The 25,821-nt window shown below is 72.1% G+C and carries 24 protein-coding genes and 1 pseudogene; 17 read left to right on the top strand and 8 right to left on the bottom strand.

Annotated elements, in window-relative coordinates:
- Positions 1 to 29: 29 nt before the first annotated feature.
- Positions 30 to 311, bottom strand: coding sequence for an Lrp/AsnC family transcriptional regulator (locus tag DEJ47_RS09785; RefSeq protein WP_055566223.1), 282 nt, complete (start codon positions 309 to 311; stop codon positions 30 to 32).
- The gene (locus tag DEJ47_RS09780; protein WP_150166911.1) at positions 308 to 1,045 is read right to left on the bottom strand and encodes a rhomboid family intramembrane serine protease; all 738 of its coding nucleotides are present in this window, start codon (positions 1,043 to 1,045) and stop codon (positions 308 to 310) included. The genes DEJ47_RS09785 and DEJ47_RS09780 overlap by 4 nt, the downstream gene beginning before the upstream one ends.
- A 133-nt stretch (positions 1,046 to 1,178) precedes the next feature.
- Between DEJ47_RS09780 and DEJ47_RS09775 the strand changes: the two genes are divergently transcribed.
- The 5 genes from DEJ47_RS09775 to DEJ47_RS09755 all read left to right on the top strand — a co-directional run bounded on the left by DEJ47_RS09775 (position 1,179) and on the right by DEJ47_RS09755 (position 6,613).
- Positions 1,179 to 1,418: a hypothetical protein gene (locus DEJ47_RS09775; RefSeq protein ID WP_150166909.1), complete on the top strand. Its 240-nt coding sequence runs from the start codon at positions 1,179 to 1,181 to the stop codon at positions 1,416 to 1,418.
- Positions 1,419 to 1,452: 34 nt separating this feature from the next.
- Positions 1,453 to 2,802: an NYN domain-containing protein gene (locus DEJ47_RS09770; RefSeq protein ID WP_150166907.1), complete on the top strand. Its 1,350-nt coding sequence runs from the start codon at positions 1,453 to 1,455 to the stop codon at positions 2,800 to 2,802.
- Positions 2,803 to 3,068: 266 nt separating this feature from the next.
- Positions 3,069 to 4,100 carry a C40 family peptidase gene (locus DEJ47_RS09765; protein WP_150166905.1) on the top strand — a complete coding sequence of 344 codons (1,032 nt, stop codon included), beginning with the start codon at positions 3,069 to 3,071 and terminating at the stop codon, positions 4,098 to 4,100.
- Positions 4,101 to 4,340: 240 nt separating this feature from the next.
- Positions 4,341 to 5,369, top strand: coding sequence for an NlpC/P60 family protein (locus DEJ47_RS09760; RefSeq protein WP_150166903.1), 1,029 nt, complete (start codon positions 4,341 to 4,343; stop codon positions 5,367 to 5,369).
- 38 nt (positions 5,370 to 5,407) lie between these two features.
- Positions 5,408 to 6,613 carry a hypothetical protein gene (locus DEJ47_RS09755; protein ID WP_190415348.1) on the top strand — a complete coding sequence of 402 codons (1,206 nt, stop codon included), beginning with the start codon at positions 5,408 to 5,410 and terminating at the stop codon, positions 6,611 to 6,613.
- Here DEJ47_RS09755 and DEJ47_RS09750 read toward each other — a convergent pair.
- Positions 6,570 to 7,808: a glycosyltransferase family 87 protein gene (locus DEJ47_RS09750; protein ID WP_150166900.1), complete on the bottom strand. Its 1,239-nt coding sequence runs from the start codon at positions 7,806 to 7,808 to the stop codon at positions 6,570 to 6,572. The two genes, DEJ47_RS09755 and DEJ47_RS09750, sit on opposite strands and share 44 nt — an antisense overlap.
- A 132-nt stretch (positions 7,809 to 7,940) precedes the next feature.
- Here DEJ47_RS09750 and DEJ47_RS09745 point away from each other — a divergent pair, with 132 nt between their 5' ends.
- The gene (locus tag DEJ47_RS09745) at positions 7,941 to 9,083 is read left to right on the top strand and encodes a glycosyltransferase family 4 protein (RefSeq protein ID WP_150166899.1); all 1,143 of its coding nucleotides are present in this window, start codon (positions 7,941 to 7,943) and stop codon (positions 9,081 to 9,083) included.
- Between the two features lie 164 nt (positions 9,084 to 9,247).
- Here the strand turns inward: DEJ47_RS09745 and DEJ47_RS09740 are convergent, their stop codons facing one another.
- Positions 9,248 to 11,044 carry an AMP-dependent synthetase/ligase gene (locus DEJ47_RS09740; RefSeq protein ID WP_150166897.1) on the bottom strand — a complete coding sequence of 599 codons (1,797 nt, stop codon included), beginning with the start codon at positions 11,042 to 11,044 and terminating at the stop codon, positions 9,248 to 9,250.
- A gap of 319 nt (positions 11,045 to 11,363) precedes the next feature.
- Here DEJ47_RS09740 and DEJ47_RS09735 point away from each other — a divergent pair, with 319 nt between their 5' ends.
- From DEJ47_RS09735 to DEJ47_RS09710, 6 genes are all read left to right on the top strand, one after another.
- Complete coding sequence (locus DEJ47_RS09735; RefSeq protein ID WP_150175529.1) at positions 11,364 to 12,119, top strand: metallophosphoesterase; 756 nt, start codon at positions 11,364 to 11,366, stop codon at positions 12,117 to 12,119.
- A 76-nt stretch (positions 12,120 to 12,195) separates the two neighbouring features.
- Entirely contained in the window at positions 12,196 to 12,636 is a 441-nt protein-coding gene (locus DEJ47_RS09730) for an SRPBCC family protein (protein ID WP_150166895.1), read from the top strand.
- A 158-nt stretch (positions 12,637 to 12,794) separates the two neighbouring features.
- Complete coding sequence (locus DEJ47_RS09725) at positions 12,795 to 13,976, top strand: ArsA family ATPase (RefSeq protein WP_150166893.1); 1,182 nt, start codon at positions 12,795 to 12,797, stop codon at positions 13,974 to 13,976.
- Positions 13,977 to 14,010: 34 nt separating this feature from the next.
- Positions 14,011 to 14,496, top strand: a complete 486-nt coding sequence (locus DEJ47_RS09720) for a DUF5304 domain-containing protein (RefSeq protein ID WP_150166891.1) — start codon at positions 14,011 to 14,013, stop codon at positions 14,494 to 14,496.
- Positions 14,497 to 14,548: 52 nt separating this feature from the next.
- Positions 14,549 to 15,502 (top strand): ROK family glucokinase, encoded by a 954-nt coding sequence (locus DEJ47_RS09715; protein ID WP_150166889.1) that lies wholly within the window; start codon positions 14,549 to 14,551, stop codon positions 15,500 to 15,502.
- A gap of 75 nt (positions 15,503 to 15,577) precedes the next feature.
- Positions 15,578 to 16,336, top strand: a complete 759-nt coding sequence (locus tag DEJ47_RS09710) for an endonuclease/exonuclease/phosphatase family protein (RefSeq protein WP_150166887.1) — start codon at positions 15,578 to 15,580, stop codon at positions 16,334 to 16,336.
- A gap of 267 nt (positions 16,337 to 16,603) precedes the next feature.
- On the opposite strand, the pseudogene DEJ47_RS09705 reads toward DEJ47_RS09710, so the two are convergent.
- The 3 genes and pseudogenes from DEJ47_RS09705 to DEJ47_RS09695 all read right to left on the bottom strand — a co-directional run.
- Positions 16,604 to 16,840, bottom strand: a pseudogene (locus DEJ47_RS09705) (hypothetical protein); the annotation flags it as partial.
- Between the two features lie 246 nt (positions 16,841 to 17,086).
- Entirely contained in the window at positions 17,087 to 17,773 is a 687-nt protein-coding gene (locus tag DEJ47_RS09700; protein ID WP_150166885.1) for a hypothetical protein, read from the bottom strand.
- A complete protein-coding gene (locus tag DEJ47_RS09695) occupies positions 17,766 to 18,545 on the bottom strand; it encodes an alpha/beta hydrolase (protein ID WP_150166883.1) in 780 nt (259 codons plus the stop codon). Before DEJ47_RS09695 ends, DEJ47_RS09700 begins: the two co-directional genes overlap by 8 nt.
- A 132-nt stretch (positions 18,546 to 18,677) precedes the next feature.
- Between DEJ47_RS09695 and DEJ47_RS09690 the strand changes: the two genes are divergently transcribed.
- The 5 genes from DEJ47_RS09690 to DEJ47_RS09670 all read left to right on the top strand — a co-directional run bounded on the left by DEJ47_RS09690 (position 18,678) and on the right by DEJ47_RS09670 (position 23,727).
- Complete coding sequence (locus tag DEJ47_RS09690) at positions 18,678 to 19,430, top strand: lysophospholipid acyltransferase family protein (protein ID WP_150175528.1); 753 nt, start codon at positions 18,678 to 18,680, stop codon at positions 19,428 to 19,430.
- Positions 19,431 to 19,473: 43 nt separating this feature from the next.
- Positions 19,474 to 20,724 carry a MacS family sensor histidine kinase gene (gene macS / locus DEJ47_RS09685; protein WP_150166881.1) on the top strand — a complete coding sequence of 417 codons (1,251 nt, stop codon included), beginning with the start codon at positions 19,474 to 19,476 and terminating at the stop codon, positions 20,722 to 20,724.
- Positions 20,725 to 20,807: 83 nt separating this feature from the next.
- Entirely contained in the window at positions 20,808 to 21,479 is a 672-nt protein-coding gene (locus DEJ47_RS09680) for a response regulator (RefSeq protein ID WP_150175527.1), read from the top strand.
- 134 nt (positions 21,480 to 21,613) lie between these two features.
- Complete coding sequence (locus DEJ47_RS09675; protein ID WP_150166879.1) at positions 21,614 to 22,651, top strand: 6-phosphofructokinase; 1,038 nt, start codon at positions 21,614 to 21,616, stop codon at positions 22,649 to 22,651.
- Between the two features lie 71 nt (positions 22,652 to 22,722).
- Positions 22,723 to 23,727, top strand: coding sequence for a 2-hydroxyacid dehydrogenase (locus tag DEJ47_RS09670; protein ID WP_150166877.1), 1,005 nt, complete (start codon positions 22,723 to 22,725; stop codon positions 23,725 to 23,727).
- Here DEJ47_RS09670 and DEJ47_RS09665 read toward each other — a convergent pair.
- Entirely contained in the window at positions 23,670 to 25,571 is a 1,902-nt protein-coding gene (locus DEJ47_RS09665; protein ID WP_150166875.1) for an anthranilate synthase family protein, read from the bottom strand. The genes DEJ47_RS09670 and DEJ47_RS09665 overlap by 58 nt on opposite strands.
- Positions 25,572 to 25,821: the final 250 nt, after the last annotated feature.

Below are 25,821 nucleotides of genomic sequence, written 5' to 3'. Positions count from 1 at the left end.
TGCGGGGAGCGCGCCGCGGCCCGGGGTGATCAGGAGTCGAGGCCGATCGCGAAGGCCGCTTCCAGGTCGTGCTGGGAGTACGTGCGGAAGGCGACGTGCGTGTCCGTGCCCTCGACGCCGGGGATCTTGCTGATCCGGCCGGGGATGACGTCCGCCAGATCGTCGTGGCGCGGCACGCGCACCATCGCGATCAGATCGTACGTACCGGTCACGGAGAAGACCTCGCTGACCGAGTCGAGCGCGGCGATCGACTCGGCGATCTCCGGAATCCGGTCCACGCTGGTCTTGATGAGCACGATCGCGGTGATCACGGCTGGCTGTCTCCCTCGGTGGCCGGTGCGCTGCCTTTCACATGCACTCTAGTCCTCCGCAGACTCCACCCCCACGCGAAGAGGAACCCGAGCGAGAAGCCCACGAGGTGCGCCAGATAGGCCACCCCCGTGCCCTTGCCGCCCTGCCCCGCCGCCAGCCACTGCAGCGCCACCCAGAACGGCAGCACCACCCATGCGGGAAAGCGCAGCGGCAGGAAGAAGAGGAACGGGAAGAGGCTGGTGACGCGCGCCTTAGGGAAGAGATAGAGGAAGGCGCCGAGGACGGCGGAGATCGCCCCGGACGCCCCCACGAGCGTCTGGTCGGAACCCGCGTGCGCGGCGGCGTAGGCGAGCAGGGCGAGGTAGCCGCAGCAGACGTAGAAGAACGCGTACAGGAGGTGCCCCATGCGTTCCTCGACCATGGCCCCGAACACGTACAGGAACAGCATGTTGCCGAGCAGGTGCAGCCAGCTCCCGTGCACGAACAGAGCGGTGAACGGTCCGAGGGCGGCGCCCGGGACGCCCTTGAAGAGCTCGACGGGGACGACGCCCCACCGCTCGAAGTAGGCCTGCTGCGCGGCGAGCAGTTCGTTGCCCCTGCCGTACGAGGGATTGAACCCGGACACCGGCGAGATCACGAAGATCACGCAGCAGACGGCGATCAGTCCGTACGTCACCGTGGCGGACTCTCCCTTGAGCAGCCGGCCCGCCTTCGTACCCCATGTGGCGATCATGAACAGATCATGACGTAACGGGCACTTCCCGCACAGACCGCCATGCCGCTGCGGAGGCCGCCGCGTGGTGCCCCTTACAGGCCTTAGGGTTACGGGCAATACGCACCAAGGACACCGAGGGAAAGCAGCCACGATGACGGTCCCCCTGCCGACGGACACCACCCGGTGGCGCTGCACGCTGTGCGGCAATCTCACGCGTTTCGACGTGACCCGCAGCTCGAAGGTCGTCGAGTATGTCCATCTCGACCTGGCCGGAGAGTCGAACGTCGAGGAACGCGAGGTGGTCAGTGAGACCATCGAGTCGGTGCGCTGCCGCTGGTGCAACGCGGTGGACCAGGTGGAACTCGTGGACAGGCCGGGCACCGACTCCTGAGGGAGCGGGGCCCGCACAGCTAGTGGGGTGACGGATGGTGGAGAGCTCAGGCGGGGAGCCGGACGACGGCGCCGCTGAGGTGCTCGACCGTCCGCTGCCCGACGGGGTGCGGCGACGGGTCGTCCAGATCGTCTCGGACGGCTTCGGCGGCCTCACCCTGGCCGAATTGCCCGCGCAGCTGCGGCAGTACGCACGGTTCACGCCGACCCGGCGCGCGAAATTCGCGGCCAACGCCATGGCGGCCGCGGTGGAGAACGACACCCTCTTCCGGCAGCGCATCGGCGAGCGCCTCAGGGAGGTCCAGCCCGAGCTCGCGGGCGCGCTGGACGCCGGCGCGCCGCCCCCCGCCGCCGACCCCCTCGACGTGGCAGCCGCGGCCTACGTACTGCGGCCCACCGGCTGGGTGAAGCTGGTCACCGCAGCGGGCGAGGAGGCCCAGCGGGCCGACGCCGAGCGCGTCGACGACGAGACCAGGGCGGAGCTGGAACGGCTCCGCGACGAGCTGGCGGCGGCCCGTGGCCAGACCAGGGCGGAGACCGAGCGGCTGCGCGCGGAGCTCGAATCGGCGCGCAGGGAAGCCGAATCGATGCACCGCAAGCTGCGCGGCGCGCTCAGCGACGTCAAGCGCGGCGAGGCCGCGCTGCGCAAGGCCGCGGCGGAGATCGAGGCCGTGCGCGCCGAGGGGCAGGCACAGGTGTCCGCCGCCGAGAGCGAGACGCGGCGGCTCAAGGCGCGGCTCGGCGAGACCGAGGCCGCCCTGGAGGCCAGCCGCAGGGCCGCGCGTGAGGGGCGCAGCGTCGAGGACATGCGGGTGCGCCTGCTGCTCGACACGGTCCTGGACGCGGCGCAGGGGCTGCGGCGCGAGCTCGCCCTGCCGCCCGTCTCCGTGCGGCCCGCGGAGACCGTCGACGCCGTCGAGCCGGGGCGGATGTCGCCCAAGGACATCGCCGCCCGCGCGCTCTCCGAGAACGACCCCGCGATCCTCGACCAGCTCCTCGCGCTGCCCCAGGCCCACCTGGTGGTGGACGGCTACAACGTCACCAAGACCGGCTATCCCACCATGCCGTTGGAGAAGCAGCGGCTGCGGTTGCTCGGTTCGCTCTCGCAGCTCGCGCTGCAGTCGGGCGCCGAGGTCACCTGCGTCTTCGACGGCGCGGAGCTGGCCGCTCCCGTGCTGCTCGCGCCGCCGCGCGGGGTGCGGGTGCTGTTCTCCAAGCCGGGCGTCACCGCTGACGAGTTGATCCGTCAGCTGGTGCGTGCGGAGCCGCCGGGGCGGCCCGTGGTGGTCGTCTCGACCGACCGCGAGGTGGCCGACGGGATCGCGAAGGCGGGGGCGCGGCCGGTGGCTTCGGCGGTGCTTCTGAAGAGGCTTTCGCGCGGCTAAAGGGCACTCGGCAACTCCTGGGCCCTATGCCCGAATTGAGGTGCCCCTCACGCGACGTAGCGTCAGAAGATCATCACTGACCGTGCGTCATGAGTAAAGAATGCTCTGCAGGGACGATTTTTTGTTGGTGTGATTTGAACTGATCACAAGAACGTCACTAATGTCACCTCGAACCTCCGCTCGGTTGATCACCCATCCGGGGTGACGGCGGCGGTACCCGCCGACCGGGTCCCGGTAGGCGGCCGGAGGAAGAAGGAGCCGCCTTCGTGGCGTCCCACCGTCGACCCAAGCAGCCGAGCCGCACCCGCGTGACCGTGCTCACCGCGACCGCCGCCGCTGCCGTGGCACTCACCTCGCAGGGCGCCGCCCAGGCCGCGCCGAAGCCGAGCAAGGACGAGGTCAAGTCCAAGGTCGACAAGCTCTACGAGGACGCGGAGCGGGCCACCGACAAGTACAACGGGGCCAAGGAGAAGCAGGAGAAGCTCGAGAAGCAGATCGGCGACCTCCAGGACAAGGTCGCCCGCGGCCAGGAGGAGCTCAACGACCTGCGCGACGGCCTCGGCACGATGGCCAGCGCCCAGTACCGCTCCGGCGGCATCGACCCCTCCCTGCAGCTCTTCCTCTCCTCCGATCCGGACGACTACCTCGACAAGGCGTCCACCCTCGACCAGCTGAGCAGCCAGCAGGTCGACGGCCTCAAGAAGATCCAGAAGAAGCAGCGGGACCTCGCGCAGCAGCGCAAGGAGGCCGCGGGCAAGCTGGACGACCTCGCCGACACCCGTACGGAGCTCGGCAAGAAGAAGAGGGAAGTCCAGGCCAAGCTCGGCGAGGCGCAGAAGCTCCTCAACACGCTGACCGCCAAGGAGAAGGCGGACCTGGCCGCCAAGGAGCAGAAGCGCGCGAGCCGCGCCGCCGACAAGCGTGTGGACCTCGGCGACGAGAAGCCCGCCTCCGGCCGCGGCGCCGCCGCCATGGCCGCCGCCGCCACCCAGATAGGCAAGCCCTACGTCTCCGGCGGCACGGGACCCAACTCCTACGACTGCTCCGGGCTCACCCAGTGGGGGTTCGCGCAGGCCGGCGTCCACATCTCCCGGACCACGTACACCCAGCAGAACGACGGCACGCGGATCGGCCGCAGCGAGCTCAAGCCCGGCGACCTGGTGTTCTTCAACAACCTCGCGCACGTCGGCTTCTACGCGGGCAACGGCCAGGTGCTGCACGCCCCGCACCCCGGCGCCTCGGTGCGCTACGAGTCGATGGCCTACCTCGGCACCTTCCAGTTCGGCGTCCGCGTCTGACGACCCACCGTTGACGCCCGCCGTCAACGCATTGCCGACACCGCCCAAACGGGCGAATTCCGGCAACTCCCGCTGACCCCACGCCCCGTTGATGACCTGCGTCAGAAGCGGGGCGTCGGGCTGTCCGCGCTCTTTCCGCACCCGGACGGGTCTTTGGCCGTCCGTTCGCGCACGGCTACTGTCGGCGCGCATTCCCCGGGACGTCCCGGGGTGCGCCAGCGGAAGGGAGATCAGCGTCTCGTGGGGTTCCATCGCCGTCCCGCACAGCCCGGCAACGACCGGAGCACGCGCGTGACCGTCCTTTCAGCGGCAGCGGCCACCGCGGCGGCGGCCCTCGCTGCCGCGCCCGCAGGTGCCGCGCCGCAGGACAAGCCGTCCGACACGCGGGCCATGGTGGACCGGCTCTACGAACAGGCGGAGCGGGCCACCGAGTCGTACAACAAGGCCGACGAGCACGCCGACAAGCTGCGCGCCCAGGTCGCCAGGGCCAAGGACAGCGTCGCGCGCGGCCAGGAGCGCATCAACCGGATGCGCGGCGCCCTCGGCGCCCTCGCGGGGGCGCAGTACCGCGAGGGCGGCATCGACCCCTCGCTGGCCCTGATGCTCTCCTCCGACCCCGACCGCTACCTGGAACGGGCCTCCGTCCTCGACCGCGTCAGCACCCGTCAGGCGGGTGAACTGGCCGACCTCCAGCGGGCGCAGCGCACCCTCGCGCAGCAGCGCGCCGAGGCGGGCCGCAAACTCGCCGAGCTGGAGAAGAGCCGCGTCACCGTCGCCCGCCACAAGCGCTCCGTCGAGCACAAGCTCGCCAAGGCCAGGAAGCTCCTCAACTCGCTGCCCGACGACGAGCGCGACGCGTACGACAGGTCCTCGCGGTCCGGCGCACGCGACGGCCTGCCGGAGCTCGGCGGCGCCCCGGCCTCCTCGCGGGCCGCCGCGGCGATCGCCGCCGCCAGGTCCGCGATCGGCAAGCCCTACGTGTGGGGCGCCAACGGCCCCTCCGGATTCGACTGCTCCGGCCTCATGCAGTGGTCGTACGCCCAGGCCGGGGTCGGCCTGCCGCGCACCTCGCAGGCCCAGCGGTACGCGGGACGCCAGGTGTCCCTGTCCGAGGCGCAACCCGGTGACCTGGTCGCCTACCGAGACGACGCCAGCCACATCGGGATGTACATGGGCAACGGCCAGGTCGTGCACGCCCCCTACCCCGGAGCGCCGGTCCGCTACGACCCCGTCGGCATGATGCCGGTGTCGTCCGTGACGCGGATCTGACCGGCCGTCCGCCGCGCACGCCCCGTACGATCGGGAAGGTGGCAGGTCACGGACGTGGGTCATGGCTGGTGGCGCTCTGCTGCGCCCTCTGTCTCGTCGTGCTGGCCGGGTGCGGCGGCCGCGACCCCGTCCCGGACGCGGCGGCGGGCGAGGTGCGTGAGGTCCTCGACCGGCGGGCGCGGGCCGTCCTCGACGGGAACGAGCAGGCGTACGACAGGACCGAGCGCCCCGCGAAGGACGCCGAGGACCTCTTCGGGCGCCTGCGCGCCGTCCCGCTGGAATCCTGGGACTACCGGCTGACCGGCCTCGACCGCGACGGCGCACGCGCCACGGCCGGCGCCGAACTCCACTACCGCGTCAAGGGCTACGACCGCGCGCCGATCACCGCCGAGCGCACGATCTCGCTGCGGCGCACCGGCGGGCAGTGGTACGTCACCGACGAGCGGCCCGCGAAGAAGACCGGCGAACAGCTCTGGGACCAGGGGCACGTGACCGCCGAGCGCGGCCGGCGCAGCCTCGTCCTCGGCGTCGGGCAGAGCGCCGCCGACCTGCGGGCCCACCGCGAGCTCGCCGACCGGGCGGTGCCCGCGGTGCGGGACGCCTGGCCGGGGAAGTGGCCGGGACGGATCGTCGTCCTCGTGCCCCGGTCGCTGGACGGCATGGCAAGGCTCCTCGGGGCGCCCGCGTCCGGCTACCGCGGGATCGCCGCGGTCACCACCGGCGAGACGGGCGGGGCGGGAAAGGCCCCCGCCGACCGGATCATCGTCAACCCCGAGGCGTACGGCGTGCTCGGAGACTTCGGCAAGCGGGTCGTCCTCACCCACGAGGCCACCCACGTCGCGACCCGTACCGAGACCTCCGCGGCCACCCCGCTCTGGCTCTCCGAGGGCTTCGCCGACTGGGTCGGCTACCGCAACACCGGACGCACCGCCGCACAGGCCGCCCCCGAGCTGCGCCGCGCGGTGCGGCACAGCCGGCTGCCCGCCGCGCTCCCCGACGACAAGGACTTCGGCTTCGGCGGGGACGCCACGAAGCTCGCGGTGGCGTACGAGGGCGCGTGGCTGGCCTGCCGGATGATCGCCGAGCAGTGGGGCGAGCGGAAGCTCACGGACTTCTACGAGGCGGTGGGCGCCCACGAGGGCCGTGACGGCGCGGTCGAGGGCGCGCTGCGGGGCGTCCTCGACACCACGCCCGAGGACTTCACGGCGCGCTGGCGTACGTATCTGCGCGCGGAGCTTGGCTGATCTGCTCCGGCACCGGGCGCGCCGCCGCTCCGTGCGGCGCGGACACCGTACGGCGCCACAGGTTCCGGCAGGCCAGCACGGTCGCCGCGACCAGCAGACCGTTGCGCACGAACAGCAGAACCAGGCCCAGCGGATCACCGGCCACCACGTGCGAGAACCACACGGGGAACTCCAGGAACGTCACGAACGTGGCCACGAGCACCAGCCGTGCAGGCACCACCATGGGGCTCGCACGGAACGCCAGGCACACGGCCGCCGTGCCGACCAGCCACAGCATGTACTGCGGGCTGATCACCCGGCTCGTGGTGGTGAAGAGCAGCACGGCGACGAAAGCCGCGTCCGCGGGAGTACTCGCCGTACGGCCCCGGGCCCGCAGCCGCCATACGAGGAGCCAGCAGAAGGCGGCCACGGACAACCCCTGGGCGACGGTGCTCACCAGCGGAACGTACGGACCGAGGAATTCCACCGAGCCGTAGTTGAGCCGCACTTCGCCCCGCCAGCCGAAGTGGCGCGCGATGTGGAAGACGAGCGCGCCGAGTGACTCCACCTCGGTGCCGCGGTCGCGCTGGAAGGTGAGGAAGGCCGGCGCCCCCGGCATCGTGACCAGGAAAGCCAGAGCGAGCACAAGGGCCGTGCCCGCGGCCGCGCTCCACGACCGGCGCGTCGCCCGCCCGCGCGGCGCGCCGACGAGCAGCAGCACGGGCCACCCCTTGAGCAGCGCCCCGAACCCCGCGAGCGCCCCCATCGTGCGGGGGTGCCGGGCCCCTGCCAGCAGCCCGGCGACGGCGACGGCGGCGACCATCACGTCGTACCGCGCGTACGCGATGGGCCCGAGCAGGACCACGCCGATCACCCACACCCAGGCGCCCCGCGGCGACTTCCCGGGCCGCCGCCCGGCGTGGAGCAACAGCGCGCACACCGCCGCATCGCACAGCAGACACAGCACGAAGAAGGCGGGCGCGTACCCGAGGAAGGGCAGGAGGGCGGGGGAGAGGACCGCGAGGGCGGCGGCGGGCGGGTACTGCCAGGTGACGTCGTCGAGGGGGAAGGTGCCGGTGCGCAGGATCTCGTACCAGCCCTGGTAGATGACGGAGACGTCGCTGGTCACGTCAGGTCCGGGGGCGGTGAACACGCGCAGGACGAAGAGCATGAGCAGGGCTCTGGTCAGCCCCCAGACGGTCAGGATGCGTGCCATGAGCGCCTCGCCCCTTTTCACATACTTCATTGGGATTCGAGACGTCATGATGCCGGGAGGGGTGGGGTGGGGGCGAAGAGGCTGGGCCGTGGCTTTCGGCACCGGGGCCGGCCTTCGGTACTGTCGTGCGCGATGCACAAGACCCTGATCGTCACGAACGACTTCCCGCCCAGGCCCGGTGGCATCCAGGCGTTCCTGCACAACATGGCGCTGCGCCTGGACCCCGAGCAGCTCGTCGTCTACGCCTCGACGTGGAAGCGGGGCCGCGAGGGCGCGGAGGCGACGGCCGCCTTCGACGCCGAGCAGCCCTTCCACGTCGTACGCGACCCCACGACGATGCTGCTGCCGACGCCTCGCGTCACCCGGCGCGCGGTGTCGCTCCTGCGCGAACACGGCTGTACGTCGGTGTGGTTCGGGGCGGCTGCGCCGCTCGGGCTCATGGCGCCCGCGCTGCGCAAGGCGGGGGCGACGCGGCTGGTCGCGACGACGCACGGCCATGAGGCGGGCTGGGCGCAACTCCCCGCTTCCCGGCAACTCCTCCGCCGGATCGGCGATTCGACGGACACGATCACGTATCTCGGCGAGTACACGCGCTCGCGGATCGCGTCGGCGCTGAGCCCGGCGGCCGCGGGCCGCATGGTCCAACTCCCGCCCGGCGTCGACGAGAAGACGTTCCACCCCGGGTCGGGCGGCGAGGCGGTACGGGCGCGGCTCGGCCTGACCGACCGGCCCGTGGTGGTGTGCGTGTCGCGGCTCGTGCCGCGCAAGGGTCAGGACACGTTGATCCTCGCCATGCCGAGGATTCTCTCCTCGGAGCCGGACGCGGTGCTGCTGATCGTGGGGGGCGGCCCGTACGAGAAGGACCTGCGTCGGCTCGCCGCCGAGACGGGGGTGGCGGAGTCCGTCCGCTTCACGGGGGCCGTGCCGTGGTCGGAACTGCCCGCGCACTACGGCGCGGGGGACGTCTTCGCCATGCCGTGCCGGACGCGGCGCGGGGGCCTTGACGTGGAGGGCCTCGGCATCGTCTACCTGGAGGCGTCCGCGACGGGCCTGCCGGTCGTCGCGGGGGACTCCGGTGGGGCGCCGGATGCGGTGCGGGACGGGGAGACGGGGTGGGTCGTGCGGGGTGGCGCGCCCGAGGAGGCGGCGGACCGGATCGTCGCCCTCCTCGGCGACGCGGAGCTTCGGTCGCGGATGGGGGAGCGGGGGCGGGCGTGGGTGGAGGAACGGTGGCGCTGGGACGCGCTGGCGGAGGACCTCAAGTCACTCCTGTAGCGGAGGGCGTGCGGCCGGGCGGGGGCTGGCCGCGCAGTTCCCCGCGCCCCTGGAGGTGGCGAAGCCGCCTTTCAGGGGCGCGAGGAACTGCGCGAGCAAGCGCGACGTAGCGGCAGTCGCCGACGGAGATGCACCCCCACGGCGAGTGGGCGGGACCGCCGACGCTACCCGCGGTAAATCGCCTCGATTTCGTCCGCGTAGTCCTTCGCCACCACGTTCCTCTTCAGCTTCAGCGACGGAGTCAGGTGCCCCGACTCCTCCGTGAACTGCGAGCCGATGATGCGGAACTTGCGGACGGACTCCGCCTTGGAGACCGCCGCGTTGCCGTCGTCCACCGCGCTCTGGATCGCCGCGAGGAGGTCCGCGTCGTCGCGGAGGGAGGACGCCGACGACCCCGCCGGCTTGCCGTGCTCCGCCGCCCAGCGGCCGAGGAACTCGTCGTCGACGGTCACCAGCGCGCCCACGAACGGCCGGCCGTCACCGACGACCATGCACTCGGCGACCAGTGCGTGCGCGCGGATACGGTCCTCGATGACGGCAGGAGCGACGTTCTTGCCGCCCGCCGTGACGATGATCTCCTTCTTGCGGCCGGTGATCCGCAGATACCCGTCCTCGTCGAGCGTGCCGATGTCACCCGTGTGGAACCAGCCGTCGGCAAGGGCCTCTTCCGTCGCGCCCTCGTTGTTCCAGTAGTGCGAGAACAGGTGCTCGCCGTGGAGCAGGACCTCGCCGTCGTCCGCTATGCGCACGACGGAACCCGGCAGCGGCTGGCCCACCGTGCCGATCTTCTGGCGGTCCCAGGGGTTGAACGCCGTGGCCGCGCAGGATTCCGTCAGGCCGTAGCCCTCAAGGACCGTGAAGCCGATGCCGCGGAAGAAGTGGCCCAGGCGTTCGCCGAGCGGGGCGCCGCCGGAGATCGCGTATTCGCCGCGCCCGCCGAGGACCGCGCGCAGCTTGCTGAAGACCAGCTTGTCGAAGAGCGTGTGCTTGAGGCGCAGGCCCAGCGACGGGCCCGACGGCGTGTCCAGCGCGCGGCTGTACGCGATCGCCGTGTCCGCCGCCTTGTCGAAGATCTTGCCCTTGCCGTCCGCCTGCGCCTTCGCGCGCGCCGAGTTGTAGACCTTCTCGAAGACACGCGGCACGCCCAGGACCATCGTCGGCCGGAACGAGGCGAGTTCCTCCGTGAGGTTCTTGACGTCGGGCGCGTGGCCCAGCTTGATCGGCGCCATCAGCGCGGCGACCTCGACCAGCCGTCCGAAGACGTGGGCGACGGGCAGGAACAGGAGGACCGAACACTCGCCCGTGCGGAACAGCGGCTTCAGGCGCTCCACCACGTTGCCGCACTCCGCGAAGAAGCTGCGGTGCGTGAGGACGCAGCCCTTGGGGCGGCCCGTCGTGCCCGAGGTGTAGACGATCGTGGCGGGGTCGTCGGCCTTGGCGGCGCCGCTGCGCTCGTCGACGGTCGCGTCCGGGACCTCGGCACCGGCGGCGTGCAGCTCCTCGACGCCGCCCGCGTCGATCTGCCAGACGTGCTTCAGGGCGGGCAGCGCCTCGCGCACCGACTCGACGGCCCCGGCGTGCGCGTCGAGCTCGACGACGCAGGCCACCGCGCCGGAGTCACCGAGGATCCACTGGATCTGCTCGGCGGAGCTCGTCTCGTACACGGGAACGGTGACCGCGCCCGCGCTCCAGATGGCGAAGTCGAGGAGCGTCCACTCGTACCGGGTGCGGGACATCAGGCCGACGCGGTCCCCGGGACGCACCCCGGCGGCGATCAGGCCCTTGGCGGTGGCGCGCACGTCGGCGAGGAACGCCTTGGCCGTGACGTCCTGCCAGCGCCCTCCGACCTTGCGGCCGATGACGGCGACGTCCGGGTGCTGCGCGGCATTTCTACGGACGATGTCGGTCAGATTGCCGTCCGCAGGGACCTCGTACAGGGCCGGAAGGCTGAACTCGCGCAAGACTGCTGCTCCTACATAGGGCGCCGGCGCCACGACGTTGTGTGCTGCGACGGTGCGGTCCAAGATCGGGCAGGTGCTCAGTCGAGTGGGGGGCTGAGCACTACTGGACTGCCCGGACGTTACCCATCGGTATGGCTGGTTCGGTAGGGGGGCAGGGCCAGATGTTCGGTGCGTCACACGTCGTCGTGGTCTGAATCGCACAGTACGCCACCGTCTTCCCGACTCGGAAGTAACCGCAGGTCCGGCCGCTGGACCGGGCCACTACCGCCCTCGGGACGACCGCCCTAGGGTGATCGGCATGCCAGCTTTCCGGGTCAACGTGGTCAGTGACGTGCACGGCAACACCGAAGCACTCGCGCGGGCGGGGGACGGCGCGGACGCGCTGGTCTGCCTCGGCGACCTCGTGCTCTTCCTCGACTACGCCGACCACTCGCGCGGCATCTTCCCCGATCTGTTCGGCGCCGAGAACGCGACGCGCCTGGTGGAGCTGCGTACCGCGCGCCGTTTCGACGAGGCCAGGGATTTCGGCCGAAAACTGTGGGGAGCCGTCGACGGCGAGAGGGCCGCGGTGATCGAGGGCGCCGTCCGCAAGCAGTACGCCGAAATGTTCGCCGTCCTCCCCACTCCGACCTACGCCACCTACGGCAACGTCGACATTCCCTCCCTCTGGCCCGAGTACGCGGGACCGGGCACCACCGTCCTCGACGGCGAGCGCGTCGAGATCGGCGGCCGCGTCTTCGGCTTCGTCGGCGGCGGCCTGCGCACCCCGATGCGTACGCCCTACGAGATCTCCGACGAGGAGTACGCGGCCAAGATCGAGGCCGTCGGCGAGGTCGACGTCCTGTGCACCCACATCCCGCCGGACGTACCCGAGCTCCTCTACGACACCGTGGCGCGCCGCTTCGAGCGGGGCAGCCGGGCGCTGCTCCACGCGATCCACCGGACCCGCCCCCGGTACGCCCTCTTCGGCCACGTCCACCAGCCGCTGGTCCGGCGCATGCGCGTGGGGGCCACGGAGTGCGTGAACGTCGGGCACTTCGCCGGGACGTCCAGGCCCTGGGCCCTGGAGTGGTGACCTCGCCGCGCGCGGTAGCCTTCACGCGGTACACACCATCCCATCCCGGACGACCGCATCTGGAGGAGCCACAGCGATGGCGGAACACACCAGCTCGAGCATCACGATCGAGGCGGCACCGGCCGAGGTCATGGGAGTGATCGCCGACTTCGCTCGCTACCCGGACTGGACGGGTGAGGTGAAGGAGGCGGAGGTGCTCTCCACCGACGAGCAGGGCCGCGCCGAGCAGGTCCGCCTCGTCATGGACGCGGGCGCGATCAAGGACGACCAGACGCTGGGCTACACCTGGACCGGGGACGACGAGGTCAGCTGGACCCTGGTCAAGTCCCAGATGCTCCGCTCCCTGGACGGCTCCTACCTCCTCCGCCCCACCGCCTCCGGCACGGAGGTCACCTACCGCCTCACCGTCGACGTCAAGATCCCCATGCTCGGCATGATCAAGCGCAAGGCGGAGAAGGTCATCATCGACCGCGCCCTCGCAGGCCTGAAGAAGCGAGTGGAGTCGAAGGAGGCGTAGACGACGGTGGGGAAGCCGGGCGCAGCCCTGGCTTCAGGGGTGCGGGGAACTGCGCGATCAGCCACGGTGAAAACCGGCAGCCGCGAACAAACCACCCCCCCACGGCGAGTGGGCGCCCCCGACCGGGCGCCCCGCCAGCTGACGTACCGTTCACCCCCATGCGCACCCTCCTCATCACCGGCCCCGGCGGAGCCGGCCGCACCACCGTCGCCGCCGCCACGGCACTCGCCGCGGCGCGGGCCGGTCACCGGACCCTGGTGATCTCCGCCGACCGCGCCGACACCCTCGGCGCGGCACTCGGCGAGGCCCCCGGCGCCGACGCCCCGGACGCGCATCCGGCGGCGCCCACCACCCTCCGCCCCGACCCCGACGCCCGCTTCCGCGACGACCTGCTCGCTCTGCAGAAACGTGCCGCCTCCGCCCTCGACCTGCTCGGCGCCGAGCGACTCGACGGCGAGGAGCTGACCCCGCTGCCCGGCGCCGAGGAACTGGCCCTGCTGCGGGCCCTGCGCGACGCCGCCCGCGACGGCACGTACGACACCGTGGTCGTCGACCTGCCGCCCACCCCGAAGGCACTCGCCACCCTCGCCCTCCCCGAGCAGCTCCGCCGCTACCTGCGCCGCCTGCTCCCGCCCGAGCGCCAGGCGGCCCGCGCCCTGCGCCCCATGCTCGGCCGGCTCGCAGGCGTCCCCATGCCCGCCGCCTGGCTGTACGAGGCCGCGGCCCGCGCGGAGGACGAACTCGGCGCCGTCCAGCGCGTCATCGAGGGCCCCGGCACCACCGTCCGCCTGGTCGCCGAACCCGGCCCGGCGGGGGCCGACGCAGTCCGTGCCGCCGCCACCGGCCTCGCCCTGCACGGCCTGCGCACCGACCTCCTCGTCGCCAACCGGATCCTCCCGGACGCCAGCCCCGACACCTGGCTCGCCGGGCTCGGCGCCCAGCAGCACAAGACGCTCGACGCGTGGGAGTCGACGTACGACCACGTCGTCCGTGTCCCGCACCTCGGCCGCGACCCCCGCGGCACCGACGACCTCGAAGCCCTCGGCCTGACCGCCCCCGGGGCGGCCCCCGCCCCCGCCGCCTGGCCCGTCACCGAAGCCCCCGAGGACGACGGAAGCCACACGTACGTCTGGCACATCCCGCTGCCCTCCGTCACCCGCGAGGAGCTCGGCCTGGTCCGGCGCGGCGACGAGCTCGTCGTCACCGCCGGCCCCCACCGCCGCATCGTCACCCTGCCGTCCGCGCTGCGCCGCTGCACCGTCGCCGGGGCCGGGCTGCGCGAGGGCGAGCTCAGGGTGCGGTTCGCGCCGGACCCGGACCTGTGGCCCCGCGAGCGGTGAACGCCGTACCTCCATTCGGGTAACGTCGAGTGGCATGAGCGATGCCACCGAGCGCGAAGCCCCGGAACCCCAGGAAAGTCACGCCGACGCCTGGGAGCGGGCGTGTGCCGAGGATCTCGCGGCGGAGAAGGCCCGCCGCCGCGCCCAGTACGGGCCGCCGCCCGGCTCCGCCGCCGAGGAGCTGCGCAAGCTCTTCGACGTCGTGTCGGACAAGCTGTCCGGACTGCAGGCGCCGCTGCTCGGCGCGGTCGCGCAGGGCGCCGTCGAGCAGACGCTCCGACAGGTCGCCAAGGAGGCGAAGGCGGTCGTCGAGCCGGTCATCGAACGCAACCCGGACGTCTTCGACCACCTCGCCGCGGCGGGCTCCGAGCTGCTCGCCGCCTACCGCTCGGCGGTCGAGGGCCAGGAGAGCCGGTGGACCCGCGGCGACGGTGCGGACGACGCCACGAAGGACGCCGCGCCCGGCCGTGACCGCCGCGACGGCGGGTCCTCCGCGGGCGAACACATCGATCTGGACTGACCCCCCTCGGGTACGGTGGGCCGTAGCGGGGCTCGACCGAACTGAGGGATTCATGGGACTCACCATCGGCGTCGACATCGGCGGCACCAAGATCGCGGCCGGAGTGGTCGACGAGGACGGCAACATCCTCTCGACCTTCAAGGTGCCGACCCCTGGTACTTCCGAGGCCATCGTCGACGCGATCGCCTCCGCCGTGGCGGGCGCACGGGCCGGGCACGACATCGTCGGCGTCGGCATCGGCGCCGCCGGATACGTCAACCGGCAGCGCTCCACGGTCTACTTCGCGCCGAACATCGACTGGCGCCAGGAACCGCTGAAGGAAGAGGTCGAGAAGCGCGTCGGCCTGCCCGTGGTCGTGGAGAACGACGCGAACGCGGCGGCCTGGGGCGAGTACCGCTTCGGCGGCGGCAAGGGCCACCGCAACGTCATCTGCATCACGCTCGGCACCGGCCTCGGCGGCGGCATCATCATCGGCAACAAGCTGCGCCGCGGCCACTTCGGCGTCGCCGCCGAGTTCGGCCACATCCGGATGGTCCCGGACGGCCTGCTCTGCGGCTGCGGCAGCCAGGGCTGCTGGGAGCAGTACGCGTCGGGTCGCGCCCTCGTGCGGTACGCGAAGCAGCGCGCCAACGCCACCCCCGAGAACGCCGAGTACCTGCTCTCGCTGGGTGACGGCACCCCCGAGGGCATCGAGGGCAAGCACATCTCGATGGCCGCGCGGCAGGGCGACGCCGTCGCCATCGACTCCTACCGCGAGCTGGCCCGCTGGGCCGGCGCGGGCCTCGCCGACCTGGCGTCGCTCTTCGACCCGTCCGCGTTCATCGTCGGCGGCGGCCTCTCGGACGAGGGCGAGCTGGTCCTCGACCCGATCCGCAAGTCCTTCAAGCGCTGGCTCGTCGGCGCCGCCTGGCGCCCCGAGGCGCAGGTCATCGCCGCCCAGCTGGGCAACAAGGCGGGCCTGGTCGGCGCGGCGGACCTGGCGCGGGAGCCCGATCCGGTCATGTGACCCCGGTACGGCACGTGTGGCGGCGCCCGTCGCGTCCCTTCGGGGAGCGGCGGGCGCTGTCGTATCTTGATCGCCATGGTCAGCGAACCGCTCCCCAACTCCCGCACCGAACCCGACGGTTCGGCCGTCGTCCGGGTGCTCGGCTACAACATCCGTTCGATGCGCGACGACACGGCCGCGCTCGCCCGGGTCATCTCCGCCTGCGCGCCCGACCTCGTCCTGATCCAGGAGGCACCGCGGTTCTTCCGCTGGCGCAAGAAGCTGGCCCGCCTCGCGCGCGCCGCCGACCTGGTGATCCTCTCCGGCGGCGGCTCCGCGGCGGGCCCAGCGCTGCTCTGCTCGCTGCGGGCCACGGTCGAGCGCACCGAGGACGTGCTGCTGCCGCTCACCCCCGGCCTGCACCGGCGCGGCTTCGCGACCGCCGTCGTCCGCTTCGGCGGCGCCCGGCTCGGCGTCCTGAGCTGCCACCTGAGCCTGCAGAGCGACGAGCGGTACGACCAGGGCGGCATGCTCCTCGACCGGCTCGCGGGGATGGGCGTGGAGCACGCGGTCGCGGGCGGCGACCTCAACGAGCGGCCCGGCGGCCGGACGTTCCGCAGGCTCGCGGAGGGGCTTCAGGACTGCTGGACGGTCAAGCCGTGGGGCGGCGAGAACACCTCCACACCGGCCGATCCGCACCAGCGCATCGACGCGCTCTTCGCGACCCCCGGCGTCGAAGTCCTCGGCTGCGGCGTGCCGTTGGACCTGCCCGGGGTGGGCCCGGACGACCTGCGGGCGGCCACGGACCACCTGCCGGTCCTGGCCGCCCTCAGGGTCCCCGCGGTGCGGCCCTAGGGGTGCTGCTTCACCTTGTCGGTGATCTCGTCCAGTGAGTCGTTCTTGTCGTTGCCCTCGTGCTCGCGTTCGCAGGCGGCCGCGCCGCTGAGCACGGCCCGTGCGCTGACGTTGCGCGTCGACGGCAGGGGGACGTACCCGAGCCGTCGGCTCGTCGCTCATCGCGGTGAACAGGCTTACGCGCGCGGTGGCGGGTGTCGTCGTCCAGTGGGGGAGCCCCCGTGTCCCCGTCGCGCAGTTCATCGAGCTCATTCATGGGCGTGTGCCTCCTAGGTCGGCCCACGCCACGAGGAGCACCACGTCGCGGTGGCGGGCCGAGAGCCCCGCCAGGGCCGCGGCCAGGTCGTAGCGGTGGCGCTCCTTGAAGGCGGTGGTGAAGGTGTCGGACATCAGGTCCTCGGCCGCCTCGGGGCCGAGCCGGCGGGCCGCGTACCGGTACCCGGCGTAGGCATGCCGGTCGAAGAGGGCGGCGAACTGCTCGGGCTCGTCCCGGGACCGCTCGATGCACCAGGCGTCGCTCTTCTCACACGCGCGCGCCCCGTGCGCAGGGGGACGCCGGGATCGACGGTCATCGGGACTCCTTTCGTTCGTCTGAACGCCTCGAAGGCCTGGGCTCGTTCGGTGTTTCACCTCTCCTTCGCCGCACGGGCCGATCGGGTTCCATCTGGTTCCGTCGGGGTGCGCGACATGCGTGAGGGCCCGCCCGGAGAGGTTCCGGACGGGCCCCAGAGACGTGGGCGACGCGAAGGCTCAGACGACCGCGCCGCGTCCCGGGTCGTCGTCCTCCTCGTCGTCCCCGCTGTTCATCCGCATCACGAGCGTGGCGAAACCGCCCAGGAAGCCGCCGATGCCGAGCGTGGTCAGCCACCACGTCATCTGCCAGCCGAACAGCACGGCGAGCAGGATGAGCAGCGGGCCGCCGAGCACGGCGAGCCAGGCGAACTTGGCCGTCACGTCGGCCTCGGGCAGCGGCGGCGGCTCGGGCGGCACGAAGTGTCCCTCGTCGTCCGCGTCGAAGTCGTTCTCGGAGGGCTCCGGCGTGGTGTAGTCGCGCGGACCGCCGATGCCGGGGCCGACGCCCGGCGCGAAGGAGACGGAGCTGCCGAGCGGCTTGTCGGGACCCGCCTTTCCGGGACCCGCCTTGCCGGGACCGGACTTGTCGATGCCGGACTTGCCGTCCGCCGACCCGTCCGGGCCGCCCGCGGAGCCGTTCGTCTCCGTCTCCAGGAGCGCGAGGTCCTCGATGGACTTGAAGGGCTTGGCGCCCGGCGGGTCCGCGGGCTCCTCGCCGTACCCCGCGACGATCGCCCGCCAGGCGGCGTCCTCGTCCAGCGGCACGCCGTCCGCCGGCGTCCCGTCCACGGGAGCCCCGTCCGCGGGCACCTTGCTCTTCTCGGGCTCGCGGCTGTCCTCGCGGTCCGCCTCGTGCTCAGCCACCGGTGGCCGTCCCTTCCTTACCGACGCTGGGGGCGAGCCGGCCGATGAACGCGTGACTCTCCTCGAAGATCCGGTCCGCATCGTGGTCCAACGTCGCGACGTGGTAGCTCTGTTCCAGCAGGATCTCCGTGACGTCCGTGGAGGAGACGCGGCCGAGGATGCGGGCCGAGTCGGCGGGCGGCACCACGTGGTCGCGCGGGCTGTGCAGGACCACGAGCGGCTGGGTCACCTGCGGCAGCTCGGCGTCGACCACGCGGAAGAAACGGCGCAGCGAGTGCGCGGCGTGCAGCGGGATGCGGTGGTACCCGATCTCCTCGGAGCCGGGCTTCGCGATGTCGCTGACGATGCCCTTCGTGCTCGGCACGAGGTGCCGGGCGACGGGCAGCGCGTGCGCCGCGAGGCCGTGCACCTTGTTCCCCGGGTTGACGAGGACGAGACCGGCGACCGCGTCGCCGTGCTTCGCCGCGAGGCGCAGCGCGAGCGCACCGCCCATCGAGAGCCCGAAGACGAAGACCCGCTCGCACCGCTCCAGGAGCGAGCGCAGCTCGCGCTCCACCTCGGCGTACCAGTCCTGCCAGCCCGTGACCTGCATGTCCTCCCAGCGTGTGCCGTGGCCGGGCAGGAGCGGCAGCGAGACGGTGAGGCCGCGCTCCGCGAGGTACTCGGCCCAGGGGCGCAGCGACTGCGGGGATCCGGTGAAGCCGTGGCAGAGGAGGACGCCGACCTCGCCGCCTTCGTGGCGGTACGGCTCGGCTCCGGGGAGGACCGGCACTTCGGTCTCCTTCGTGAGAGGTGGGAGTACTTCACCGTACGCGACCGGACTGACACCGACCAGGGTCGTCGGGCCCATTGGCCGTACCCCGGGTTAAGGTCTGATCCACAGACACAGGAGGCACTCGGTTTGATCTACGGCGCAATGAAGGTTGCCATCGGAGGGCCGCTGAAGCTCGGCTTCAGGCCCTGGGTGGAGGGCCTTGAGAACGTCCCCGCCGAGGGCCCAGCGATTCTCGCGAGCAACCACCTCTCGTTCTCGGACTCCTTCTTCCTTCCCGCGGTCCTCGACCGCAAAGTCACCTTCATCGCCAAGGCGGAGTACTTCACCTCGCCGGGTGTGAAGGGCAAGCTCACCGCGGCCTTCTTCAAGGGCGTGGGCCAGCTGCCCGTGGACCGCTCCGGCGGGCGCGGCGCCGGCGAGGCGGCCATCAAGAGCGGCATCGAGGTCCTGGAGCGCGGCGAGCTCTTCGGCATCTACCCCGAGGGCACGCGGTCGCCCGACGGGCGCCTCTACCGCGGCAAGCCGGGCGGTCTCGCGCGCGTGGCGCTCGCCACCGGCGCGCCCGTGCTCCCCGTCGCGATGATCGACACCGAGAAGATCCAGCCGCCCGGCAAGGTGATGCCGAAGCTGATGCGGCCCGGCATCCGCATCGGCAAGCCCCTCGACTTCACGCGCTACCAGGGCATGGAGCAGGACCGCTTCGTGCTGCGCGCGCTGACCGACGAGGTCATGTACGAGATCATGAAGCTCTCCGGCCAGGAGTACGTCGACATGTATGCGACGGCCGCGAAGCGTCAGATCACCGAGGCGGCGAAGGCCGCCAAGGCGGCCGACAAGGGCGAGAAGGCCGAGAAGGCCGACAAGGAACGGTCCGGCTCCTAGCCGCGTCCGTTCAGGGGTGGGCACACGGGCGGCGGTGGGGGACATGGCCAGGCGCGAAAAAGTCATGAGGATGTCGGTCGAGCAACCGCTGTGGCGCGCGCTCACCGCCTACCGCGTCCTGACGATGCTGTACGCGATCGGGCTCTTCGTGGCCGCGCACGAGAAGCTCGACCGCCCCTGGGTGGCGATCGCCTACTACGCGGTGCTCGCCCCCTGGACCCTGGCGACCCTGCCCCGCGTCGCGAACGCGGCGAGCTGCACCCGGCGGTTCCTCTTCGCGGACCTGACCGTCGCCCTCGTCGGCATCCTCCTGACCCCGCTCGCCGACTCGCAGCAGCGCATCACCGACGGCTCCCCGACGCTGCCCTCCATATGGACCGCGGGCTCCGTGCTCGCGTTCGCCATCAAGGGCGGCTGGCGCTGGGCGGCCTCCGCGTCCCTGCTCGTGGGCGTCGCCAACGTGGTGCAGCGCGGCGCCTTCAGCCGCGACACCCTGCACAACGTCCTGCTGGTCTGCATCGCCTCCATCGCCATCGGCTACGTCGTGGAGCTGGCCCGCGCCTCCGAGCGCACCCTCGCCCGCGCGCTGGAGATAGAGGCCGCGACCCGCGAGCGCGAGCGCCTCGCCCGCGACATCCACGACAGCGTCCTCCAGGTCCTCGCCATGGTGCAGCGGCGCGGCACCGCCATCGGCGGCGAGGCGGCGGAACTCGGCCGGCTCGCCGGAGAGCAGGAGGTCGCCCTGCGCACCCTGGTCGCCGGGGGTATCGTGCCCGCCTCGCACGCGTCGGAGGACATCGCGCAGGGCGCCGTCGTCCGTGCCGTCGAGGTCCCCGACGACGACCCGGCCGATCCGGACGACGCGGCGCCCCGCGACCTCCGCCCGCTGCTCGCCCCGCACGCGGGCTCGAAGGTCACGCTCTCCGAGCCGGGGGCGCCGGTGCTCCTCGCGCCGGGCACCGCGCGGGAGCTGGCCGCCGCCGTCGGCGCCGCCCTGGACAATGTCCGCAGGCACGCCGGCGCCGAGGCCCGCGCGTGGATCCTGGTCGAGGACGAGCCCGACGAGGTGATCGTGACGGTCAGGGACGACGGCCCCGGCATCCCGGAGGGGCGGCTCGTGGAGGCGGAGGGGGAGGGCCGCCTCGGTGTGGCCCTGTCGATCCGGGGGCGGCTGCGGGACATCGGGGGCACGGCCGAGCTGATCTCGGTGCCGGGCCAGGGCACGGAAGTGGAATTGAGAGTCCCGCGCGAACAGGCACGGGACACACGGGGGAAGGCAGGAAAGGCGAGATGAGCGAGCAGCAGCTGCGACAGGAACCGGCCACCGGGGCCACGGTGCCCGGTGGGGACGGGCGGGCCGCTGACCCGATCAAGGTCATGGTCGTCGACGACCACCCGATGTGGCGCGACGCGGTGGCCCGTGACCTGGCCGAGGCGGGTCTCGACGTGGTCGCCACGGCGGGCGACGGCGAGCAGGCGGTGCGCCGCGCGCAGGCCGCCGCCCCCGACGTCCTGGTCCTCGACCTGAACCTGCCGCTGAAGCCGGGCGTGCAGGTCTGCAAGGAACTCGTCGGCGCCAACCCGGCGCTGCGCGTCCTGGTCCTCTCCGCCAGCGGCGAGCACGCCGACGTCCTGGAAGCCGTCAAGTCCGGCGCCACCGGCTACCTGCTGAAGTCGGCCTCCACCGAGGAGCTGATCGACGCGGTGCGCCGTACGGCGGTCGGCGACGCGGTCTTCACGCCCGGCCTCGCGGGCCTGGTCCTCGGCGAGTACCGACGCCTGGCCACCGAGCCCGCGGCCGGCACCGCGGAGGACCCGAAGGCCCCGCGGCTCACCGACCGCGAGACGGAGGTCCTGCGCCTGGTCGCCAAGGGCCTCAGCTACAAGCAGATCGCCGAGCGCCTCGTCATCTCGCACCGCACCGTGCAGAACCACGTCCAGAACACCCTGGGCAAACTCCAGCTGCACAACAGGGTGGAGCTCGTCCGGTACGCGATAGAGCGCGGTATCGACAAGCCCGACGGACCCCGCGACCCCGCGGACGCCTGACCCTCGTACGGGTGAACGTGCTTGATCAACTCCCCTGCTCGGCAAGGGAATTGGCCGTTCGCACCGTGCCGCAGTGACCTGCATCACCATTAGCGTGACTCGCATCAGGTCACTGAGGCGAAGGGACTGCTCCTATGGGGGCCAAGAAAATCGGCGTGCTGACCGGCGGCGGCGACTGCCCGGGGCTCAACGCGGTGATCCGCGCCGCCGTCCGCAAGGGCGTGCAGGAGTACGACTACGACTTCATCGGCTTCCGGGACGGCTGGCGCGGTCCGCTGGAGGGCGACACCGTCCCGCTCGACATCCCCGCGGTCCGCGGCATCCTGCCGCGCGGCGGCACCATCCTCGGCTCGTCGCGCACCAACCCGTTCAAGGCGGAGAACGGGGTGCGCCGCATCAAGGAGAACCTCGCCAAGTACGAGGTGGACTCCCTCATCGCGATCGGCGGCGAGGACACCCTCGGCGTCGCCGCGCGGCTCACCGACGAGTACGGCGTCCCGGTCGTCGGTGTCCCCAAGACCATCGACAACGACCTCTCCGCCACCGACTACACCTTCGGCTTCGACACTGCGGTCGGCATCGCCACCGAGGCCATCGACCGCCTGCACACCACCGCCGAGTCGCACATGCGCGTCCTCGTGGTGGAGGTCATGGGCCGTCACGCGGGCTGGATCGCCCTGCACTCCGGTCTCGCGGGCGGCGCGAACGTCATCCTCATCCCGGAGCAGCGGTTCGACGTCGACCAGGTCTGCGCCTGGGTGACCTCGCGTTTCAAGGCGTCGTACGCCCCCATCGTCGTCGTCGCCGAGGGCGCGATGCCCAAGGACGGCGAGATGGTCCTCAAGGACGGCACGCAGGACTCCTTCGGGCACGTCAGGCTCTCCGGCGTCGGCGAGTGGCTGGCCAAGGAGATCGAGGGGCGCACCGGCAAGGAGGCGCGCACCACCGTCCTCGGGCACGTGCAGCGCGGCGGCACCCCGAGCGCCTTCGACCGCTGGCTCGCCACGCGGTTCGGGCTGCACGCGATCGAGGCCGTGCGGGACGGCGACTTCGGGAAGATGGTCGCGCTGCGCGGCACGGACGTGGTGCGGGTGCCGATCGCCGAGGCCACGGCCCGCCTGAAGACGGTGGACCCGGCGCTGTACGAAGAGGTCGGGGTGTTCTTCGGCTGAGCCGGGACGGACCGCAGGGACGGCGCCCGCTCCGGGTGCCGTCCCCAGCGGTGCTCCCTAGACTGGCGGCCATGGAGATCCTCGCGTTCGGCGTGCAGTCCGACGAGAAGCCGCTGATCGAGAAAGCCTTCGAGGGGCACCACGACGTCCGCTGCGTCGACGTCTTCCTCAACGAGGACACCGCTCCCATCGCCGCGGGCTACGAGATCGTCTCCTCCAGCGTCAACGCCACGCTGAACAACCGCGTCCTGCAGACCCTCGCCGCCGGCGGGACGCAGATGATCGCCCAGCGGTCCACCGGGTTCAACAACATCGACCTGCTGGTCGCCGAGCGCCTCGGCCTGACCGTCGCCCGCGTCTCGTACTACTCGCCCTACTCGGTGGCCGAGTTCGCCTGGACCCTCGCGATGGCCGTCAACCGCCGCATCGTCCGCGCCAGCAACCGCACCCGCGACTTCGACTTCCGCCTCGACGGGCTGATGGGCCGCGACCTGCGGGGCCGCACGGTCGGCGTGCTCGGCACCGGGAAGATCGGGGAGGCGTTCACCCGTATCGCGCACGGCTTCGGCATGCGCCTGCTCGGCTGGGACGTCGCCGAGAACCCCGCCTGCGTCGAACTCGGCATGAAGTACGTCGACAAGGCCGAGCTCCTCGCCGAGGCCGACCTCGTCAGCCTGCACGTGCCGCTGCTCCCTACCACGCAGCATCTCATCGACGCCGAGGCGCTGCGGACGATGAAGGACGACGCGATCCTGGTGAACTCCAGCCGCGGCGGCCTGATCGACACCGAGGCCCTGGTCCGCGAGCTGCGCGCGGGACGCTTCACGGGCGTCGGCCTCGACGTGTACGAGGCGGAGGCGGGCCTGTTCTTCCTCGACAAGTCCCTGGAGGTCGTCGCCGACGACACCCTGGCCCGCCTCGTCACGTTCCCGAACGTCGTGGTCACGTCCCACCAGGCGTACTACACCGCGGACGCCGTCGGCCAGATCATCGACACCACGGTGCGCAACGTCCTGGACTACCTGGCGGGCCGCCGCTCCGACAACGTCCTCGTCCCCGCCCCGGCCAGGAGCTGACCGAGCAGTTCCCGCACGATCCCGGCCCCGCGCAGCGTCAGGACGGACTCCGGGTGGAACTGCACGCCCGCGAAGCCGTCCCCGCGCACCCCGTGCACCTCGCCGGTCGCCGCGTCCCTGCCCACCTCGATGCCGTGCGCGGCCAGCTCCACCGCCGCCTCGTCGTCGCAGCGCGCCACGAAGCTGTTGTAGAACCCGACGGTCTCGTTGCGCCCGAACAGGTCGATGTCCGTCTGCGCGCCCTGGTACGGCACCTCTTTCCGTACGATCTCCAGACCCAGCTCCGCAGCGATCAGCTCGTGCCCGAGGCAGACGCCGAGCACGCCGTGCCCGTGGGTGCGGATCACCTCCGCGGCCAGCGAGCGCAGGAACCGCATCTTCGGGTCGGCCAGGTCGGACGGGTCACCGGGACCGGGACCGAGCACCACGGGCCCCTCGTGCGCGAGCACGGCCTCCCGCAGTCCCTCCTCGTCGTACCGCCGCACCGACACGCGGAGCCCGCAGGAGCGCAGGACGTGCGCGAGCATCGCCGTGAACGTGTCCTCGCCGTCCACGACGAGGGCGTGCCCGGCCAGGTCGTCCGCGCGCTCCTGCATCCGCAGCCAGAACGGCGCGAGCGCCGCGCGCCGCCCGTCGAGGGCGGCCCGCACCCGGGGATCGTCGGCGAGGGCCGGCCGCGCCTCCTCCTCGCGGGGGCGGCCGGGGCGTACGCCGAGCGCGGCCAGGACGCCCGCAGCCTTCGCGTGCGTCTCGGCGACCTCGCTCATCGGGTCGGAGCCGCGCACCAGCGTGGCGCCCACCGGCACCCGAAGGTGCCCGGCCGGGGAGATGTCGGCGGTGCGGATGAGGATGGGGGAGTCCAGTGTCTGCGCGCCGCCCGCGTCCCTGCCGATGAGGGCGAGGGCGCCCGCGTAGTAGCCCCGGCCGCCCGCTTCGTGGCGCTCGATGACCCGGCAGGCGTTCTGCACGGGCGACCCGGTGACGGTCGCCGCGAACATCGTCTCCTTCAGGACCTCGCGCACGTCGAGCGACGACTTGCCGCGCAGCTCGTACTCGGTGTGCGCGAGGTGGGCCATCTCCTTCAGACGGGGCCCGACGACCACACCGCCCATGTCGCCGACCGTGCACATCATCTTGAGCTCCTCGTCGACGACCATCGAGAGCTCCTCGATCTCCTTGCCGTCGGAGAGGAAGGCGAGCAGGTCGTCGGCGGTGGGGCCCCCGGCGGGGTAGCGGTAGGTGCCGCTGATCGGGTTCATGACGACCGTCCCGCCGGACATCCGCACGTGCACCTCGGGGCTCGCCCCGACGAGCGTCCGGTCCCCGGTGTGCACGACGTACGTCCAGTACGCGCCCCGCTCGCCGACGAGCAGCCGCCGGAAGAGCGCGAGGGCGTCGGCACGGTCAAAGCCCGGGATCTCACCCTCGTACGTCCGCCGGATGACGAAGTTGGCGCCCTCGCCCCGCCCGATCTCCTCGCGCAGGACCCGCCCCACGATGTCCGCATACGCCGCGTCGTCCACGTCGAAGGCCCCGCCCTCGACCCGCACGTCGTGCGCGGGCAGCTCCGCGAGGGCATCGGTGAGCGGCACCTCGTACCGCTCCTCGGGCGTCAGGACGGTGAGCGGCGTGCCGTCGTCGCGGACGTCGAAACCGCGCTCCCTGATCTGCCGGAACGGCACGAGGGCGAGGCCTTCGGGGATGTCCGCGAGGCGTTCGTACGTGCCCGTCGGGCCGGTCAGGACCTCGACCGTGTCGTGGTCGCGGCCCGGGGTGCGGCGGCGCAGCAGGGCGAAGGGGCGGTCGCCGGACAGGAGCTCTGTCAGGTGCCGTGTCGGCTGCATGGGTTCTGTTCCTTCTCACTCGGAGAGGAACGGCCCGCGCCCGGGAGAGTCCGGAGAACACTGAAGGCCGCCCCTCGGGCGGCCTTCGCGAGTCTGTGTGCGCGCAGAGTCAGTGGGCCGCCGGATGAGCGGGCCACCACCAGTTCTGGATCGTCGTCTGCGTACGCATGTCCGGCACCCTAGCGCATCGGTCACTCCGTGGTGTCTCGTCCGTCTCACTTCGTGAGCGGGGGAATGGACGGGGCGCATC

Source organism: Streptomyces venezuelae, from assembly GCF_008642355.1.
Classification (GTDB): Bacteria; Actinomycetota; Actinomycetes; order Streptomycetales; family Streptomycetaceae; genus Streptomyces; species Streptomyces venezuelae_B.
Note: the sequence above shows the minus strand (reverse complement) of the source record. Positions and strands in the feature narration are given on the sequence as shown.